Here is an 18036-nt window from a genome sequence, read left to right on the forward strand (position 1 = left end):
CAACGCTCCTCGAGCTTTATACAGTAGTTTTCTATGTAAAATTCGCGCGCATCTTACCTTAATCGGAGTATGAATACTTCCTTCAGAATTCGATAGCACAAAAAAACCATTATCGTTTATGTAGTTACTGAGAAAACACCAATTTGTGTGAAAAAAGTACAACTAAATACTTGAAAAAGCCCTCATTTAAGAATACAGTATACACATACACACTGTATAAGCAACCAGTACAAGTTAATAACAATATTCCCGAAGTTCGAACTATGAACTTCAGGGCAAATGCATAAAGGGTTTTACTATGAACACATCTTCAGTTTCACGATTCAATGCTTTACGCGCTTCGGTTTCAAATGTTGTTCAACTACCTTTGCCGATAGAAGGGTTTCCTGGCGAAAAACAAGGTAATGGAAAAGGAAATAACGACAAAGGTTGGAATTATCTGCTTTCAAATACGGTGTCGTTTTCTAAATCTGTAGATCACGCTATCCGTATTCAGAAACCTGAAAAAGAAAAAATGCCTGAATGGATCAGTAAGCTGATTACAGGTGGCCAGTGTAAAACACTGTATGTGGAAAACATCGATTTAGACCTTCAACCAACAGACAGTGAAATGATTAGAAAGCTGTGTGAGCTTTACTCTGTCAGCCTGGTGAATGTACGTGTTAACAGCATTAATGACGAACAAAACGTAGCATTAGGCCCTTGGTAATACAAAGCCTGTTTATGCTTACATCTTGCGTTTGCTCCATCTTACGTTTGCCTGAGTAGCGATGCGTAAACAAAACCTAAATATTTATTTTTATACAGCTCTTTGGCGTGGACTCTCTGACATGTACCCTTTAGCATCAACCACCACGGACTCATTGAATATCGGCAACATTTACGTTTAAAAAAGTTGGGGCTCACGCAACTTATACTTATACTGTAGCGCTTTGTTTTACTTTTAAACTGCGAGTTGTCTTATGCGCTGTTACTGTTGCTCATCAAAATCCTTCGACGAATGCTGCGAGCCTTTTATTAAGGGTGATAAATACCCTAGTTCTGCAGAGCAACTTATGCGCTCCCGGTTTTCAGCCTACGCTACAGCGCATTATCAATATATTCTTGAAACCTACACCAAAGAAAAGCAGCAGGGTCTTTCTGTAGAAGATTTGGCGCAAAGCGCACAAGGTGCGACATGGTTCGCGCTTAAAGTACACCCCACTCTAGCGGCTAGCTCCGTAGATAACTCCGTAGATAGCTTGGTAGGTAACTCGGTCAGTAGTACTGAAGAGAGTTCGATAGACAGTTCTGTACATGCTGACGCTAAAGTCGAAGCGCAAACCAACGCCGAGGCAATCTCTAAGCCTAGTTTAAAGCCCATCTCCAAGCTCATCTCTAAGCCCAATAATGCCATTGTTGAATTCACTGCTTACTATTTTGAAAATAAAAGCATGTATCAGCTTCACGAAACGTCGAATTTTAGTGTTGAAGACGGTAAGTGGCGTTATCACGACGGCGTATTACACGACGACTGCGGCAAAATTAAATACGGGAGAAACCTACCTTGTGTTTGCGGTAGCAACAAAAAATTCAAACAGTGCTGCGCAACTAAGAGCCGCTAATCCAATTGCAATAACTAACTGTACTCCCTTCCCTGCGCATCTTGATTGTTCACCTTTCCTTTAATTTAAAATTAAAGGTGAATTGAATACGTATGCACGATGTTTATTATTTGTAAACAAAATGTAAGCATTGCTTTCATCTTTTATCTCGCTCCCACATAAAATAGGACACACTATGAAGATGAAGAAACATGCGGCAGGCGTTTTAATAGGCGCAGCACTGAGTACATTAAGTTATCAAAGCTATGCCGACGTTATACTACACGCATTTAACTGGACCTACGACGACGTAGCCGCAAAAGCCCAGGAAATTGCGGACCTTGGTTACACCAAAGTACTCGTTTCGCCTGCTTATAAATCGACAGGAGATCAGTGGTGGGCGCGATATCAACCACAGGACTATCGAGTTATTGATAATCCACTTGGTGACACTGCTGACTTTCAAGCGATGGTTAATGCATTAAATGCCAAAGGTGTAGAGACCTATGCGGATATTGTCTTTAATCATATGGCGAACGAAGCATGGAAACGTTCAGACTTAAACTACCCCGGAAGTGAAATACTACAGCAGTACTCTTCAAATCAGGGATACTACGGTGGCATCACATTATTTGGTGATGTAAGTAGCGGCCTTTTTGGCGGTGGTGACTTCCACGGTACGTATGATCAAGGTGGTCCTAAGTGCATTAGTAACTACAGCGACGTGGGCGATGTTCAGTACAATAGATTATGCGGCGCCGCGCCTGATCCTGGCTTGCCCGACCTAGACCCCAATAATTGGGTAGTAGCCCAGCAAAAAGCGTATCTTCAGGCGTTAAAAGACATGGGTGTAACCGGTTTCCGCGTTGATGCTGCAAAGCACATGACCAACTATCATATCAACGCGGTGTTCGACAGCAATATAAAAAACGGCGTGCATGTTTTCGGAGAAATAATTACCACGGGCGGTGCAGGCTCTAGTGAGTATGATAACTTCCTTGCACCTTATTTATCAGCAACAGGTCACTCGGCCTACGACTTCCCGCTTTTCGCGCAAATACGTAGTGCATTTAGCTTCGGTGGTTCGATGAATGCCTTAGTTGACCCAGGTGCGTACGGTCAGGCTTTATCAGGCGACAAGGCCATCACATTTAGTATTACCCACGACATCCCGCTAAACGACGGCTTCCGCTACCAGTTACTTGACCCTACCGACGAACATTTGGCAAATGCCTATGTACTAGGCCGTGACGGTGGTGTTCCATTACTGTACTCAGATAACAATGAAAGTGGTGATAATCGTTGGGTAGATTTGTACAAGCGTGATGACATCAAGGGTATGGTTAAATTCCATAACGGAGTTCAGGGCAGTGGCATGCAAGTGGTAAGTCATAATGACTGCGTTATTTTCTTCAAGCGTGACCATCAAGGCGTTGTGGGTATTAATAAATGCGCAGACGGCCAAGATATATGGGTAGATACATCTACGGACAATTTGTGGTGGTATAGAAATTACCGCGATACGTTAAGTAATGATGTGCAATATATTACAACTCAGTGGCACAAGTTCTATGTACCAGGAAGAAGCGCCCGAATGTGGCTTATGGAATAACCCACTGTTAACAAGAAAAGCCTGAACATCGATTGTTCAGGCTTTATTGTTAAGTTACCCACGTGTCAGGCTTGTAGGATCAGGGCACAAGCACCATCTTACCTTTCACTTCCCGGTTCATTACCTTGGCCATGGCTTTCGTTGCTTGTTCTAAGGGTAATGCTTCATCTACGACCACTTTAACCTTACCTTGCACATACCAAGTTAAAAGCTCTTGCATATTTTCCGCAAAGCCTTTTGGATCGTGCTGAGTAAACGAGCCCCAAAATACGCCCATAACCGAATAGCCTTTTACCAGCGCTAAATTAACCGGGAATTTCGGGATCTCACCGCCTGCAAAGCCGACCACAAGTAAACGCCCTTCCCATGCCATACTGCGGCTGCAAGCGTGGAATGTGTCACCGCCAACGCATTCATAAACTACATCGACACCTTTGCCGCCTGTGACTTCTTTCAGCGTTTCTTTGAGATCTTTTTCTTTGTAGTTAATTAAAACGTCTGCGCCATACTCTTTAGCAAGCGCCAGCTTTTCTTCTGTTGAGCAAACTGCAATAACTTTAGCGCCCATAATCTTGCCTATTTGCACTGCTGCTAAGCCAGTACCACCCGCTGCGCCGGTTACAACCAGTGTTTCGCCTGGCTGCAGTTTTGCGCGCTGCTTTAACGCGTGATGTGCTGTCGCATGCGCAGTTACAAGAGCAGCCCCCTCATTAACATGGATGGGATCAGGTAACGGCATAACATGAGTGGCAGGGATCAGCGCTTTTTCTGAGTAACCACCTAAGTTAGACAACGCAATAACTCGTTGCCCTTCTTTTAAATGGCTTACGCCCTCACCTACTTCAGATATGGTGCCTGCCACTTCATTGCCAGGAATAAACGGGAAGTCTGGCTGCATTTGATACAGACCTTGCACCAATAGTCCGTCTGGAAAGTTCACCCCTGCGGCTTCAACATTTACGACTACATGCCCTTTTTTTACTTGCGGGTCTGCAACGTCTTTAAATTGAAGTTCTTCAAGTGGTCCAAAAGATTCGCATACAATTGCTTTCATACTGTCTCCAGTTGCTTTGTTCGACGAGCACGCTATTGATAGCATGACCTGTCATTAAATAGGTTATATGGCGTTTATTCGCTTTGGTGAATGGTTTGGTTCGCAATTTGTGCCAGAGGTCGCACCATTGCGCCTAATTGCATAGCCTTCTCGCTTGACGCGTTGCCATCGTGTGCGCGTTTTACCACGCCTTGTAAAATAGCGGCTAAACGGAAAAAACTAAATGCGAGGTAAAACGTCCAGTTGCTAATGGCATCAATACCTCTTCGCTCGCAATACGCATTGATATATTCTTGTTCACTTGGAATGCCTAACTGCTCTCTGTCTAAACCACCTAACCCAGCTGCGTGCGCAATGTCAGAGGGAAGGCGCAACTGCATACATTGGTAAGCCAAATCGGCATACGGATGCCCCAACGTTGATAATTCCCAATCAAGTACCGCGACTACTCTTGGGTTTTTAGGGTCAGACATATCAAACATCATGTTGTCTAAACGAAAATCGCCATGGACCAACGAGACTTGACCATCATCTTTTGGCAGGTTGGCCTCAAGATACTGAATAAGACTTTCAATTTCTTCAACATGCTCAAGTTCAGATGCACGATACTGTTTTGTCCACCTGCTTAGCTGACGTTCAAAGTAGCTGCCAGGCCTTCCATAATCGCGTAAGCCTGCGCTTTCAATATCTACACTGTGAAGCGCTGCAAGCACTCGGTTCATTTCATCATACATGGCACCACGAGTAGCAGAAGATGCTATTTCAGGCAGTGCGCTATTCCAGAAAATGTCACCTTCAACATAGGCCATAATGTAAAACATGCTACCGATTATGCTGGTATCTTCACATAAATGGTACGCTTTGGGCACAGGCACTTCTGAGCCCTGCAACGCGTTGATAACGCGAAATTCTCGGTCAACTGCATGGGCCGATTTCAGTAATTTGCCCGGAGGTTGACGGCGTAATACATAAACGCCGTTATCCGTAGTAAGTTTAAACGTCGGGTTCGATTGCCCACCCGCAAATTTCTCAGCGCTTTTGACGTGCCCAATACTCGGGCACGCAGAAGATAAATACGAATTCAGCACTGCTAAATCTATGACATGTGGGGCTTTCGCATTGTCTTTAGACACATTCACTCCTTACCCGTAATTTTTTGTATTGTTTATTTACAACACTGACTTATTCAGCGACTGCTTTTTCAGCAATAAGATTACGACCTAACTGCATCATGTGAACCTGATCAGGGCCATCTGCCAGCTTGATAGTACGCGCATAAGCGTACATGGCAGACAATACGAAATCTTGGCTTGTACCTGCAGCGCCGTGCATCTGAATGGCTTGGTCGATAACGTTACAGGCCATAGTAGGTGCAACTATCTTGATAGCAGCGATAAGGTCGCGCGATACTTTGTTGCCATAACGATCCATCTTATCAGCCGCTTTCAACGTAAGCAGACGCGCCTGTTCAATATCACAGTGCATCTGCGCAATGCTTTCTCTAACTGACTGCTGTTTTGACAACGGCTTGCCAAATGCCACACGGTTCTCAACTCGTTCACACGCCATATCGAGCGCGCGCTGAGCACAGCCAATTAGACGCATACAGTGGTGAATACGGCCTGGGCCTAAGCGTCCTTGTGCAATTTCAAAACCACGCCCTTCACCAAGCAGTAAGTTCTCTGCCGGTACACGTACGTCTTCAAACAAGACTTCAGCATGACCAATAGGCTCGTCGTAATAGCCCATTGCAGCCATTGGGCGAACAATAGTCACACCTTTGGTGTCCATAGGAACTAAAATTTGAGACTGCTGCTGGTGACGAGGCGCATCGAAATCAGTTTTGCCCATTACCACCATAATTTTACAGTTTTCATTCATGGCACCGCTGGTGTACCACTTACGGCCGTTAATAACGTATTCGTCGCCATCGCGCTTAATTGAGGTTTCGATGTTTGTCGCGTCACTCGATGCCACTGCTGGCTCTGTCATAGCAAAGGCTGAGCGTATTTCCCCGTTTAAGAGAGGCTCTAACCACTGCTTTTTCTGACTCTCGTTACCGTATTTCGCAAGCACTTCCATATTGCCGGTATCTGGCGCACTACAGTTGAAGATTTCAGAGCTAAACAAAACTCTGCCCATTTCTTCACAAAGTGGTGCATACTCTGCGTTAGTCAAGCCCGCGCCATATGGCTTATATTCTTCAGGTAAAAACAAATTCCAAAGGCCCGCTTCTTTTGCACGCTTTTTCAATGTATGCATCATTTCAGGCGTTTTCCAACGGCCTTCGCCATTGTTGGCAGAGCCATTTTCTACGGCGTGAATGTATTCCTTTTCAATTGGATACACTTCTTCTTTCATAAACGCTTTTAGTTTTTCTAAAAGTGCTTGGGTCTTTTCATTATATTCAAAGTTCATAACTGCCCCATTTAGCTGTAGGTAATGGCGTGTAACCTGTCAATCACATCCAGGTGAGGTACGCTGTTGAAGTTATTAAGGTGAACGCCTCGCGCATTGGCAAAGCATTGAGAAAAACTGGCATTTCGGATCTGCAAATTCATATTTACAACGGTGGCCGCATCGTAGCCAAGAATATGTTTAAGCATCATGGCAATTGCGCCGCCCGAGCTCACAACAAGTACGCGCTTCGCATCTATACTTTGAAGGTGCGTGAGCATACTGTGAACTCTATCTTCGAACTGACCCCATGTTTCATCAAGGAGTTCATGCGCCAATTCGTCTTGCGACCAGGCAAGCATTGCTTTTTTTAGCAATCGGTAATATTCAGAAGGCGAAGCACCTTCAGGTACTTTTGCTTCTGGGTAGCGTGTTAAATAGGCGGTAGCCACTGCCTGAAAATTGAATTCATTCAGGGCGCTATTCACCGTAACTTCAGGTAGCGTATAGTCTTCAGTAGCAATACCCGAGGCAATACCGTCTTTGGTTTCGTGATGCCTTACCATGTCGCCAGAGAAAACTGCATCAAATTCAACATTGCGATGCTTGAAATAGTCACCAAGCCAAATGGCCTGTTGCCCACCCAGTTCACTAAGTTTGTCATAGTTCGCTTTGCCAAAAGACGCTTGACCATGTCGCACTAAATAGATGTCTGTCATACCGCTGCCTGATGTTATTAATATGTTAACTTTCAACCAACATACTAAGGAAAACAGCGATATAAGTTTAATTGATATTTTGAATGAGTATGCATCATGTGAAACTATTCACTGCCAAATATCTGTTCGCTTTTTGCACGTTGCGAACAAAATTTGACATGATAGCTTCAAATGCGTGCAATATATGTTCATTAGATTGTATAGTGAAAAAGCACTACACGACGTCATAGGGAAGTTGGCGTATTTAAAATGTAAAGGACTGTACGCATTTGGACGCGACCTTGTCGTGATTAATTTTGTTTAAAGCCCCCCGCTTTTGAAAAATAAAAAGAACCAAAATGAAGTCACTTACACACGCTTTGTCTTGTAATAGCTCAAGCATATCTACACCACAAAACGCCATTACGCGTTGCCTGTGTAGTTCGCCGTTTATTGCCTCTATTGTTTCGTCGACACTTGCTTTGGCTCCCCACGCTCACGCCGATGAGAATGCTCTATCTACTCCGCATAACAAAAAGGCACTGGAACACATTGTTGTACAGGCGCAAAAGACCAGTCAAAACTTGCAAGATGTGCCCGTTGCGGTCACTGCGCTTTCAGGTCAAGACCTAGTTGAAACAGTTAGCCGAGATGTGTTTGACCTGCAAAACTACGTACCTGCTTTTGGCGCGTTTCAAAATCAAAGCGTAACAAATTCAGGGTTTTCAATACGCAGCATTGGCACGTCTTCACAAAACTTCGGCTTCGAGTCTTCGGTGGGTTTATACGTAGATGGTGTGTACCGTGCACGACAAAACGCGTTAATTAACGACTTAGTCGATATTGAATCTATTGAAGTGTTGCGTGGGCCACAGGGCACACTATTCGGAAAGAATACCGCCGCTGGCGCAATGACGTTAACTACGGTCGCACCTTCACACGACGAGCGCGACGGCTTTGCCGAAGCCATCATCGGCAATGATAACTTGGTTCGTTTAAGCGCTGGCTCGTCGTTTTCGCTTATCGACGATGTACTCGCCATGCGAGTATCTGGCTTTAGTTCTCACAGTGACGGTTTCATTACCGACGAGCGCAGCGGACAAACCCTAAATAACCGTAACCGTACTGCGATAAAAGCACAGCTGCTTTACACTCCAACAGCTGACATTAGCGTGCGACTTATTGCTGATTACGGCGAGCTAGACGAACGGTGCTGCGGCGCACTAACTTTTCAAAATAATATTCAGGCTAATGACATAGCGGGTAAATTCGGCACTGATGCACTGCTGCTACAACCGCCGTTTAATGCAACTATTTACGGGCGCGATAACTTTTATGACTATAAAACCTCGCTGTCGCAAACTCCCCTTTCAAAAATGAAAGACAAAGGACTATCAGTTCAAGTAGATGTGGCTTTAAACAAAGCATGGGATTTAGTGAGCATAAGCGCGTACCGCGCGTTTGACAGCTTAGATACGGTAGATACCGACTTTTCTGATGCGGACCTTCTTACTGCCACTAACGACGCCAAGCAGCAATCGTTTTCTCAAGAAATTAGATTACATTACACCAGTGAAGATGTGCGCGGTTTAATAGGTGTTTACTATTACAGCCAAAACTTAGATCTAACCTTTGATACTACCACGCAAGATGATTTTAGTGCGTTCTTTAATGCCGCCGCGCCCGATCTGCTGCCTTTGGCTAACGCCATCAACGAGCTATCTGCAGTTACATCAGGCTTTATTGCGCCTGCTGCAGCACCAGCGCCGTCCGGTACTGCTTTCGCGCACAGCGCCTATCAAGAGCAAGACAGTATTGCTTTATTCTCTCAGCTGGATTGGCTGTTAAACAGTGATTTCACCTTAACAACGGGCTTACGCTATACCCGCGAAGAAAAGTCGATTGTCGGAGCCTACGATGAGCAAGGGCCTGGTATTGACGGACTAACTCAAGACCCAGCGCAATGGCCTAATGTAGGTCGTGCTGTAGTTGGGTTACAAAACATCGCTGCTGCGTTAGCGGCGGGACAAGCCCCTACAGCACAGTCCCTTAACGCTATCGCACCATTTCAACAAGCGGGTTGGGGGTATTTTTTCTTGGGATCTGCAGCGGTTATGCCGCGACCTGACTTAAACGAAGAGCTTGATGATTCACAGTTAACCGGCACGGTAAAACTGGCTTATCACCCTAATGACAACACGCTAACGTACGCCAGTTTTGCGACTGGTTACAAAGCTGGCGGTACGAATACCGACAGAATTTTACCTTCGCTTAGCCCGCTTTTTGATGCTGAAAAATCGCGAAGTGCTGAAATAGGTATAAAACACGATTTTGAAGAATACGGCGTGCGCGTAAATGCTGCGGCGCACTATACACAAATTAGCGACTTTCAGGCGACGACCTTTACCGGAACGGGGTTCAACCTGCAAAATGCGGGCGATATCATAGTAAAAGGCATAGAGCTTGAAGCCACATGGCTAATGACAGAAAGCACCGAATTACATGCAGTTGCGTCGCGCACATTGGCGAATTTTGATGAGTTTAAACGCGGTACCTGTTGGGTAGCATACACGTGGCACACGGGCATTGACGACCCGGGCCGTGTGGAGCCAAACGACCCGTTCTGTTCAAGAGACGGTGACCGCGTAGGCTTCGAGCCTCAGAACTCACTGTCTCTTATGCTGAATCACTATTTCGAAGTTGGGAATTATCCTGCCTCCGCCAGTATTGACTACCAATACACGGGCGACGTATTTCTTGATGATGCGAACGACCCGTACAAATACGCTGACGACTTTTCATTATTTAACGTTCGCGTAAGTTTCACTATCCCACAATGGGATAGCGAAATTATTGCGTGGTCGCGCAACGTTTTCGATGAAGAGTACGTTGCACGAAGTGGCTTTGATGTACCCGTACAAACCGGAAAGATCATGGCCTACCCAGGCGCGCCTAGAAGCTTTGGCGTTACCTTCAGAAAGTCTTTCTAACGCTTTAAATGTGTAGGTTTGGTATGAAACACCGCATGGCACTGAGCAATAACAGACAGCGCTATATGCTCTGGTAGCTCACCACCAATGTCGAAACCAGCGGGGCTTGCAAAATACTGAGTAAAGTTGGTATCGCCAAGCCCGGCTAAATCCATAATTTCCTGCTTACGGTGCAGTGGCCCGAGCATTGCCGTATAGGTTAACGATTGCTTGCTAAGCACCTGCAGCGCCTTTGCATCAATTTCTCGATGATGGGACATAAGCACCGCCGCTTGAATGTTATGTTCGCCCATATGAAGACGTAAACCTTCGGTTGATGGATCCTCAATGAGATAATTTACCTCGGGAAAATGTTCAAGTCTTGCTTGTGCAGGCCTTGGATCCCAAAGACTTACTAAATAGCCCTGCAAACTAGCAAGCTTAGTCATAAAGGTAGCGTCGTACCCACCTCCAACAACAAGTAGGTGGATAGGCGGCAGCATCAAAACCGACAACATGCGCTTGCCATCAACGGTGTCTAGCACAGCTTTTCTAGGTTTAGCAGAATGGTCTTCCAATTCCGTGCAATCACCCAACGTACCGTCTACAGCGCAGCGCCACTCACACGCTTTTCCGTTTGATAAGCTTTTGCTAACCACATCCAACGATAAATACTGGTTACTCTCGTTAACTGGTACAAGTGCTAAGTGCACCACACCGCCGCATCCAACACCAAGTTTAAACGCGATGTCTTCTTCATCTTCGTCATCGTAAACCGCGGTACGACTAACGCCGTCGGTCATTACTCGCTGGGCTTTTTTAACGATGTCACTTTCTAAGCAGCCACCGCTTAATATACCTAACTGATGCCCAGCGTCACTAAACAACATCATGGCGCCTGCTTTTCGATAGCATGAGCCTTCGGTTTTAAAAATGAAACCTAGCACCCATTTGTGCTTATTTTTAAGTGGAAGCCACTGGGCCAACAAATGGTTAACGTGATTACTCATAACTACCTCTACACCCGTTTAACCTGCTTATTGCTGTGATGCTGCTTGGGCAATAAATGCAGCCAATGTTGCTGGCTCTTGTGCCCCGGCTACGCCCTGATTACCGATCACAAAAGTAGGTACACTTTGGATACCGCGCTGCATCCAAAAGGCTTCTTCCTCGCGCACTGCTTGCGCGTATTTTTCACTCTTAAGCGCTTGTTCAGCTTCAGACTTATCAAGGCCAACCGTTTGTGCCAACGCTACTAGAACACCTAGATCATTAATGTTTTTACCGTCTGTGAAGTAGGCATTAAATAAGGCCAGCTTCATTTCTTCTTCAAGGCCGTTTTCTGCAGCAAAGTGAATAAGTTGGTGAGCCTTAAACGTGTTCTGCATGCGAGAGTCGTCAGTAAAGTTAAACGAAAAGCCTAATTGCTCGCCCGCTTCTACTAACCGTGCTCGGTTCTGCGCGCTTTGCTGCTCACTAATGCCGTATTTTTCCATTATGTGCTCGCGAAGGTTTTGCCCTTCTTCTGGCATATTGGGGTTTAGCTCGAAGGGGTGAAACTTAATATCCACTTCAATGTTATCAAGGGTTTTAATGGCTTCTTGCAAACGCTGGTACCCAACAATACACCATGGACATACTACGTCAGAAACCATATTAACTGTTACACTCTGCATACCGCTCGCACTTTGTACACCTTGCTCATTTGCTGCCATGATAGGCCTCGCTTTATTGAATTCATGAAGATATAAGGGCTTAGATAAGGTTACAAAAAGAAACTTCAACCCCACACTGCGATTATTTCGTCGCAGTTACATCAGTTTCTGCTGTGACTTTTGTTGTCGTGCCCATTGTGGTGCTGTAAAGCGTGGAAAGTTTTTCAAGGGCTGAGTGTGCCCATATTTCATAGCCTTTCGTGGAGGGATGAAAGCCATCTTCTGCCATCAAACCACTTTGCTGAATATCCGTCATAGTTCCGCTCACATTAAGTGCACTAATATATAATATGTCTGCGTTAGCCCGGGCTGTTACGCTATCAGCCAAAGCTTGGTTTAGTAACCACGCGCGGTAACCTAATAGTGCACGCAAAGGTTGCGGAAGCGCTGGAAAGCAATGAATTGGCGGTAGCGCAGTAAATAATATTGTTTCGCACCCAAATTTATCTGACAGTAGCGTACTAATAGCATCGATGTTTTGTCGCCACCGTTTCAACGGTACAAATTTGGTCACATCGTTAACACCAATAGAGACGAGCACCGACGAAAAGTGCTCGGCAGGCATTTCATGAAGAAGCTTGAGCACATCTTCACTTTTAAAACCTGTTTTAGCATTCAACGTCACTCGCGTTGGCCCATGCTTAACAAGGTTTGAGTACAGCAGACCTGTGAGTGCCCCCATTTGCGTCGTTGCACCAACACCAGCGGCGGCAGAATCGCCTATAACCAAAACGTTATTAGTTAGCAGCAATTTACTATCGGCTGAGGTTAATACCCGCTCGCCGTCGGGCTCTGGTAGTACAGCGGTCTTCTTCCTCACCCACAATGCTTGAAGCAAAATGACTGGAAGAAGTAAAACAATTATCAGGTTTAATACCAAAACCTTGAAGTAGATCAAATCAGCCTCCTAAGCAATCCATTAAGCTTTAACCATCGAATTGAATTCGCGCCTAGATATCTACATATAAGTGCAGAGCCAATATGACAATAATTGCCGTACAACAACGTCCCGTATCAACCATTACCAAATATGCGTTGAATGCTCCTCGCTATACCTCTTACCCTACTGCACTTAAATTTGAACCGCTACAAGATGACATACTTCCACAAGCACTTGCAGTGTCAAAAGCGCCGGCAGTAAGTCTCTACGTGCACATTCCATTTTGCAAAACGCTGTGCTACTACTGTGGCTGCAATAAAATGGTGACGCGTCACAATGAAAAAGCGGACGAATATTTAGATTACATAGAAAAAGAAATCCTGTCTAAGCGTTATTTAACTGACGGCAGGCGTGCAGTTTCTCTGCACTTGGGTGGCGGTTCACCCAGTTTTTTGAGCGAGACTCAGCATACTTATTTAATGTACCTGCTTAAGAAACACTTTACCTTTGAAGCAGGTGCTGAACTGTCAATTGAGTTAGATCCCAGAAATATCGATAAACGCTATCTTCAAAACTTAAAATGTCTCGGCTACACACGCATTAGCTTTGGTTTACAAGATACTGATTATAATGTTCAGAAAACCATAAATCGCATACAAAGCACGTCTCACATTGCCGATTTAGTATTCGAGGCTCGGTCACTGGGTTTCGACTCAGTCAACTTAGATCTAATTTATGGTTTACCGAATCAGTCAATTGAAACGTTTTCATCAACCATCGCCGCAACTAAAGCCATGATGCCAGATCGTATTTCGCTTTTTAGCTATGCACACCTTCCCGAAAGGTTCGCAGCGCAGCGTAAATTTGCTGAAGAAACACTGCCAAGTAGTGAAGAAAAAGCGGCGCTTTACAAGCTTGCCGTTAACAGCTTTACAAACATAGGTTATGAAATGATTGGTCTTGATCATTTTGCCTTAAGCAAAGACTCACTGGCTATTGCGAAAAATAAAGGCGAGCTTCACCGCAACTTTCAAGGCTATACTTTACGTGGAGACACCGACCTTATAGGGTTCGGCGTATCAGCCATTAGCACGGTAGGTAATGCCTTTGCGCAAAATGCTAAGGAGCTAAAAGAATATTACCATCGCTTAGACAACCACCTGCCCAATGCGAAAGTCGGACTGTCATTAAGTGTCGACGACCTTATTCGCAGAGACGTGATTTCTAGCTTAATGTGCAATTTAGCGGTAGACAAGCAAGCAATTGCCGACAAGCACCACATCATTTTTGATGAATACTTTGCTTCAGCCTTAAACAACCTTGAAGAACTTAAAGAAGACGGGCTTATCGAAACGACATCTCGGTATATTCGAGTGCCAGAGTCTGCTCGTATTTACATTCGGGCTATTTGTGCGCGTTTCGACGCTTATTTGAACGCAAGTGAAATACTCAGTAGCTACTCCAAAGCCATTTAAACCTAGGGCAATTTAAACCGCGCAATCACTTGCATCCCTACATCAAGCTTAAGACGCGATAGAGAGATACAGCTAATGCTGGCATAAAGGGGTTGGTTACTGTTTAGTACATCAAGTTTTAACAACACTTTCGCGCTGTTTACGGTCGCTAGCTTTATAGAGGTTAGCTTTGTATCGGTGAGTTTTGTATCGGCGTTATTTTCTGGCTCGTTCAGGGGACTGAGTGGATTCGCCACGGGTTCGATGCTAGATATAACACATGGCAGCGCATTTAAAATACTGATTGTGCTGGCATTGCCAAAGTCAGTAATATTGGTATCGATACTTACATCACAAGCTTTAACTGCAAAACGAACAGAAACTTGCTCACCGCTTTGCTGAGGCAAATAGGACACTGATTCTGCAGTGACGAATATCTCGTGCCCCGCTACCTCAACACGCTCAATTCCTTTTTCCGACTGGCACTGCTCATTGCCTTGTAAGGTTAGAACATTTTGATCTTGTTGCGTTTGGCTACCGTGTTTGTAGCTGACAACGGCATTTTGTGACTGGTTGCTGTCGTGTGCTTCGCTTTGCGCAGTAACTTTAAATCCCTCAAGTACGCTAGACGGTGTCGCAAATCCCTCTTTTGCGAATACTTGAGTCAACACATCGCGCGTTTTTCCACAAAGCTCGGTGCGGCCTTGGTCAATAAAAACCAACTCATCGCTGAACAAGGCAAGGTCATCTAAATCGTGAGAAATCACAAGGCATATGAGCTTCCCCGACACACACAAATTGTTCAAAAACTGGTAAATTTTGCGACGGGTAAAGATATCAATCGCGCTTAGCGATTCATCTAGCAATAACACATCTGGTCCATTGACCAACGCACGCGCAATCGCTACCCGCTGCGCTTCTCCGCCAGAAAGCGCTTGAACTGGCTTATCAATTAAATGTTCGCAATAACAGCCGCGCAAGCAGGCGTCGATAGACATTGCATTAGGGCTTGCGTGACGCTGCGCCAAGGCTAAATTACCGCGCACATCGGTATGGGGAAATAACATGGGCTGCTGAAAAACGATACCGACCTTTTGAGAGGTCCACGGCGTTTGCACTTTTGCGCTTTTTTCTACGCCACCTAGGGCGCGAAACAAGCTGCTTTTTCCCGCACCTGATGGACCGGTAACCCCAATGAATCGGCTTTGTGGCTGCAACGAGATTTGTGCGTTAATGCGATTTGGTAGTAGCGCAGATATTTGCATGTTAACGCACCTCATCACTACGGGTGACACCGTTAAAACGATAGAGCGCCGCGAGCATTACGAATGAAAAAATCAAAAGGGCCAGTGCAAGGTTGTGTGCACTGTTATATTCCAACGCTTCTACCTGTTCATATAGCGCGATAGACAGCACCTGAGTTTCTCCAGGAATATTGCCACCTATCATTAGTACTACGCCAAACTCGCCTATGGTATGGGCAAAGCTTAAGCCTAATGCCACCACGATGGGCGCTTTGCTTAAAGGAAGCACTATTTTTATAAAAGCTTCAAAGGCCGAAAAACCCAGCGTTTTTGCTACATCTAAATAACGGTTATCCAATTGTGAAAAGCCGCTGTACAAAGGCTGCAGAGCAAATGGAAGGGAGTAGATAACAGACCCCAATACTAAGCCTTCAAAGCTAAATGCTAAATTACTCCCGGTGAGGCTTTGCCATCCCTGCCCCAACGCACTTTGCGGCGAAAAAGCAATAAGCAAATAAAAACCCAGCACAGTTGGCGGTAACACCAAAGGCAACGCGAGTATCGACATAACCAAAGGCTTAGCTTTGCTCTGCCATTTCGCTAAAAACCACGCTAGCGGCAATGCGATTAACAACAGCAAACCACTGGTTATAAAGGCCAGCTTAAAGGTAAGTAATATAGCTTCAAGTGTCGATACCCCGAAGAATTCTGTGAGCATACTTAGTTACCGACGCCTGATGCAATTGTGGATTCATAACCCCATTCAGTTAAGCTGTGCTGCACCCCTTGCGACATTAAATATTGCACGAAAAGGCTGGGTGATGACACTCCACTAGCGTCACTCAAACGAAATGCTCTGGTTGGCTCAACGTTGTCGTTGTGAATAGGCTCATCAACTGGCGCTGCCGCATTTTTGATTGGAAGTGGTTCGAACAGATTCGGAGATAATGTAGCTACCGTTTTACTGTTAACCACCAACGACTGAATGATGGGTTTATATAAGGTTTCAGGTACTGGGACGATAACCGTAATAGCCTCAGCGCTTTCGGTATTCACAACACTGTTAAAATTAGAAGGCAAATTAGAGGATAAGTCTGCGGGCAAATCTAACGCCGATGAGTACGCAACGAACGCCCCTTTCACGCTGCCGGTGGTATAAAACTGCAAGGTTTGTAGCACGTTTTTACCCATCACTCTGTGAGGTAAAAACTGTTGCCATAAGGATAAGTTTTGCAACGTCTGTTGCGCAGCATCACCATAGGGGGCCAGTTTAGGATTTGCGATAGCTACCTTGTTTTGTGGATTTTCCATTAATTGAACAAGCTGCTTCGACAAGCAATCGGTAAGCTGAACGTTTATTTGTGCAGTTGTGTCTCCAGTAGATGAGCGCGCGATTTGCTCGCAATTCCTTTCACCGGATGTCTTACTAGATATTTCACTGAATGCCTCACTTGATAAGTCGCCAGCATAGACAAACGCCAGCTTGCCTTTAGCGTAATCCACCAGATTGCCGTGGTGAACTACGTTGTTATCAACCAACGCTTGCGGCCGAGCGCGATCAGCAGATAGAAAAACGTCGAAGCTAGCACCATGTTGAATTTGCGCATACAAAGTACCGCTAGAAGATACCGTTACCGCGACTTCTATGCCGGTTAGCTCAGTAAACTGCTCGGCAATACTCTTTAGCGGTTTTGCAAAGTTTGCCGCAACGGCTACGTTAATTTTTTCGTCGCACTTGAAACTTACTGACTGGTTTTGTTTTTCGGCACTAATAACGCTCCCTTCATTTACATTATTATTTGCCGCTTCAAAACTGCTTGCATGTGCCACAGAACTTGAAAAAGCCGTAACGCCTAGGGCTACACTTGCACTTACCAAAATAAGCATGGCCAAGTTAACAAAGCTTGAAAGTCGCATTGCTAAAGAACAAACCATTACTTTTTGCGCATCCACTTAAGTGCCGCTTCATCGTCAGATGCTTTCGCCGCAACCCATTCAGATTTATCGCCCTTAAATTCTTTTTTCCAAAGCGGTACCGACTGTTTAAGCATGTCCATTAAGTAGCAGGCAGCATCAAACGCCGCTTGACGGTGGGGAGCGGCGGCACCTACCCATACAATTTGTTCGTTGTTGTGTATGCGCCCTACTCTGTGCAGTGCGCCAGCACTGTTAAGTGAAAAGCGTTCGCTCGCTTGTTCAACCAGAAGCATTAACGCTTTTTCAGTCATGCCCGGGTAATGCTCTAATTCGATGCCGTCTATATCGCCAGCGTTATTAAAATCTCGCACCAGCCCGGTAAAAGTAACAATCGCGCCGGTGTTGCCGCAGGCCTTCTCATCTGCCGACTGCTTTAGCCTAGCGTAAAGCTCTCCTTGGTCGAAATCTTCAACTTGAACTAGCGCGAACATAGCTAGCCCCCTGTCACAGGTG

16 protein-coding genes are annotated in these 18036 nt (G+C 45.3%); 5 read left to right on the forward strand and 11 right to left on the reverse strand.

Annotated elements, in window-relative coordinates; all coding sequences use genetic code 11:
• Nucleotides 1–298: 298 nt before the first annotated feature.
• From QVA83_RS04050 to QVA83_RS04060, 3 genes are all read left to right on the forward strand, one after another.
• Complete coding sequence (locus tag QVA83_RS04050) at nucleotides 299–709, forward strand: hypothetical protein (RefSeq protein WP_039216466.1); 411 nt, start codon at nucleotides 299–301, stop codon at nucleotides 707–709.
• A 253-nt stretch (nucleotides 710–962) separates the two neighbouring features.
• The gene (locus QVA83_RS04055; protein WP_156078461.1) at nucleotides 963–1604 is read left to right on the forward strand and encodes a YchJ family protein; all 642 of its coding nucleotides are present in this window, start codon (nucleotides 963–965) and stop codon (nucleotides 1602–1604) included.
• A 175-nt stretch (nucleotides 1605–1779) separates the two neighbouring features.
• Nucleotides 1780–3195: an alpha-amylase family protein gene (locus QVA83_RS04060; RefSeq protein WP_156078462.1), complete on the forward strand. Its 1416-nt coding sequence runs from the start codon at nucleotides 1780–1782 to the stop codon at nucleotides 3193–3195.
• Between the two features lie 79 nt (nucleotides 3196–3274).
• Here the strand turns inward: QVA83_RS04060 and QVA83_RS04065 are convergent, their stop codons facing one another.
• The 4 genes from QVA83_RS04065 to QVA83_RS04080 all read right to left on the reverse strand — a co-directional run bounded on the left by QVA83_RS04065 (nucleotide 3275) and on the right by QVA83_RS04080 (nucleotide 7365).
• The gene (locus QVA83_RS04065) at nucleotides 3275–4249 is read right to left on the reverse strand and encodes an NADPH:quinone oxidoreductase family protein (RefSeq protein ID WP_156078463.1); all 975 of its coding nucleotides are present in this window, start codon (nucleotides 4247–4249) and stop codon (nucleotides 3275–3277) included.
• Between the two features lie 74 nt (nucleotides 4250–4323).
• Complete coding sequence (locus QVA83_RS04070; protein ID WP_014976757.1) at nucleotides 4324–5382, reverse strand: phosphotransferase family protein; 1059 nt, start codon at nucleotides 5380–5382, stop codon at nucleotides 4324–4326.
• A 49-nt stretch (nucleotides 5383–5431) separates the two neighbouring features.
• Entirely contained in the window at nucleotides 5432–6667 is a 1236-nt protein-coding gene (locus tag QVA83_RS04075) for an acyl-CoA dehydrogenase family protein (protein ID WP_156078464.1), read from the reverse strand.
• Between the two features lie 11 nt (nucleotides 6668–6678).
• Entirely contained in the window at nucleotides 6679–7365 is a 687-nt protein-coding gene (locus QVA83_RS04080) for a histidine phosphatase family protein (protein WP_014949763.1), read from the reverse strand.
• 338 nt (nucleotides 7366–7703) lie between these two features.
• On the opposite strand from QVA83_RS04080, the gene QVA83_RS04085 reads away from it, so the two are divergent.
• Nucleotides 7704–10334, forward strand: a complete 2631-nt coding sequence (locus tag QVA83_RS04085) for a TonB-dependent receptor (protein WP_156078465.1) — start codon at nucleotides 7704–7706, stop codon at nucleotides 10332–10334.
• Here QVA83_RS04085 and QVA83_RS04090 read toward each other — a convergent pair.
• The 3 genes from QVA83_RS04090 to QVA83_RS04100 form a co-directional block, all read right to left on the reverse strand.
• Nucleotides 10331–11323: an XdhC family protein gene (locus QVA83_RS04090; RefSeq protein ID WP_131137424.1), complete on the reverse strand. Its 993-nt coding sequence runs from the start codon at nucleotides 11321–11323 to the stop codon at nucleotides 10331–10333. The two genes, QVA83_RS04085 and QVA83_RS04090, sit on opposite strands and share 4 nt — an antisense overlap.
• A 27-nt stretch (nucleotides 11324–11350) precedes the next feature.
• The gene (locus tag QVA83_RS04095) at nucleotides 11351–12028 is read right to left on the reverse strand and encodes a DsbA family oxidoreductase (protein WP_156078466.1); all 678 of its coding nucleotides are present in this window, start codon (nucleotides 12026–12028) and stop codon (nucleotides 11351–11353) included.
• Between the two features lie 82 nt (nucleotides 12029–12110).
• Nucleotides 12111–12926: an SGNH/GDSL hydrolase family protein gene (locus QVA83_RS04100; protein WP_156078467.1), complete on the reverse strand. Its 816-nt coding sequence runs from the start codon at nucleotides 12924–12926 to the stop codon at nucleotides 12111–12113.
• 83 nt (nucleotides 12927–13009) lie between these two features.
• Here QVA83_RS04100 and hemN point away from each other — a divergent pair, with 83 nt between their 5' ends.
• The gene (gene hemN / locus QVA83_RS04105; protein ID WP_156078468.1) at nucleotides 13010–14383 is read left to right on the forward strand and encodes an oxygen-independent coproporphyrinogen III oxidase; all 1374 of its coding nucleotides are present in this window, start codon (nucleotides 13010–13012) and stop codon (nucleotides 14381–14383) included.
• 2 nt (nucleotides 14384–14385) lie between these two features.
• On the opposite strand, the gene QVA83_RS04110 is transcribed toward hemN, so the two are convergent.
• Genes QVA83_RS04110 through QVA83_RS04125 form a run of 4 tightly spaced genes read right to left on the reverse strand, consistent with a single transcriptional unit; the run spans nucleotide 14386 to nucleotide 18014 of the window.
• Nucleotides 14386–15627 carry an ATP-binding cassette domain-containing protein gene (locus QVA83_RS04110; RefSeq protein WP_156078469.1) on the reverse strand — a complete coding sequence of 414 codons (1242 nt, stop codon included), beginning with the start codon at nucleotides 15625–15627 and terminating at the stop codon, nucleotides 14386–14388.
• Between the two features lies 1 nt (nucleotide 15628).
• Nucleotides 15629–16324: a molybdate ABC transporter permease subunit gene (gene modB, locus QVA83_RS04115; protein WP_156078470.1), complete on the reverse strand. Its 696-nt coding sequence runs from the start codon at nucleotides 16322–16324 to the stop codon at nucleotides 15629–15631.
• Between the two features lie 2 nt (nucleotides 16325–16326).
• A complete protein-coding gene (gene modA / locus QVA83_RS04120; RefSeq protein WP_156078471.1) occupies nucleotides 16327–17559 on the reverse strand; it encodes a molybdate ABC transporter substrate-binding protein in 1233 nt (410 codons plus the stop codon).
• Nucleotides 17541–18014, reverse strand: a complete 474-nt coding sequence (locus tag QVA83_RS04125; RefSeq protein ID WP_287498144.1) for a molybdenum cofactor biosynthesis protein MoaE — start codon at nucleotides 18012–18014, stop codon at nucleotides 17541–17543. The genes modA and QVA83_RS04125 overlap by 19 nt, the downstream gene beginning before the upstream one ends.
• Nucleotides 18015–18036: the final 22 nt, after the last annotated feature.

The sequence above is a fragment of the Alteromonas sp. AO-Serp genome (assembly GCF_017849675.1).
In the GTDB taxonomy this organism is placed as follows: Bacteria; Pseudomonadota; Gammaproteobacteria; order Enterobacterales; family Alteromonadaceae; genus Alteromonas; species Alteromonas macleodii.

What these genes read in the sequence shown, in the direction of transcription:
- QVA83_RS04095 (WP_156078466.1), bottom strand. Translation starts at nt 12,028, where the DNA reads ATGGCAGCAAATGAGCAAGGTGTACAAAGTGCGAGCGGTATGCAGAGT.
- QVA83_RS04080 (WP_014949763.1), bottom strand. Translation starts at nt 7,365, where the DNA reads ATGACAGACATCTATTTAGTGCGACATGGTCAAGCGTCTTTTGGCAAA.
- modB (WP_156078470.1), bottom strand. Translation starts at nt 16,324, where the DNA reads ATGCTCACAGAATTCTTCGGGGTATCGACACTTGAAGCTATATTACTT.
- QVA83_RS04110 (WP_156078469.1), bottom strand. Translation starts at nt 15,627, where the DNA reads ATGCAAATATCTGCGCTACTACCAAATCGCATTAACGCACAAATCTCG.
- QVA83_RS04085 (WP_156078465.1), top strand. Translation starts at nt 7,704, where the DNA reads ATGAAGTCACTTACACACGCTTTGTCTTGTAATAGCTCAAGCATATCT.
- QVA83_RS04065 (WP_156078463.1), bottom strand. Translation starts at nt 4,249, where the DNA reads ATGAAAGCAATTGTATGCGAATCTTTTGGACCACTTGAAGAACTTCAA.
- QVA83_RS04050 (WP_039216466.1), top strand. Translation starts at nt 299, where the DNA reads ATGAACACATCTTCAGTTTCACGATTCAATGCTTTACGCGCTTCGGTT.
- QVA83_RS04090 (WP_131137424.1), bottom strand. Translation starts at nt 11,323, where the DNA reads ATGAGTAATCACGTTAACCATTTGTTGGCCCAGTGGCTTCCACTTAAA.
- hemN (WP_156078468.1), top strand. Translation starts at nt 13,010, where the DNA reads ATGACAATAATTGCCGTACAACAACGTCCCGTATCAACCATTACCAAA.
- QVA83_RS04060 (WP_156078462.1), top strand. Translation starts at nt 1,780, where the DNA reads ATGAAGATGAAGAAACATGCGGCAGGCGTTTTAATAGGCGCAGCACTG.
- QVA83_RS04075 (WP_156078464.1), bottom strand. Translation starts at nt 6,667, where the DNA reads ATGAACTTTGAATATAATGAAAAGACCCAAGCACTTTTAGAAAAACTA.
- QVA83_RS04125 (WP_287498144.1), bottom strand. Translation starts at nt 18,014, where the DNA reads ATGTTCGCGCTAGTTCAAGTTGAAGATTTCGACCAAGGAGAGCTTTAC.
- QVA83_RS04055 (WP_156078461.1), top strand. Translation starts at nt 963, where the DNA reads ATGCGCTGTTACTGTTGCTCATCAAAATCCTTCGACGAATGCTGCGAG.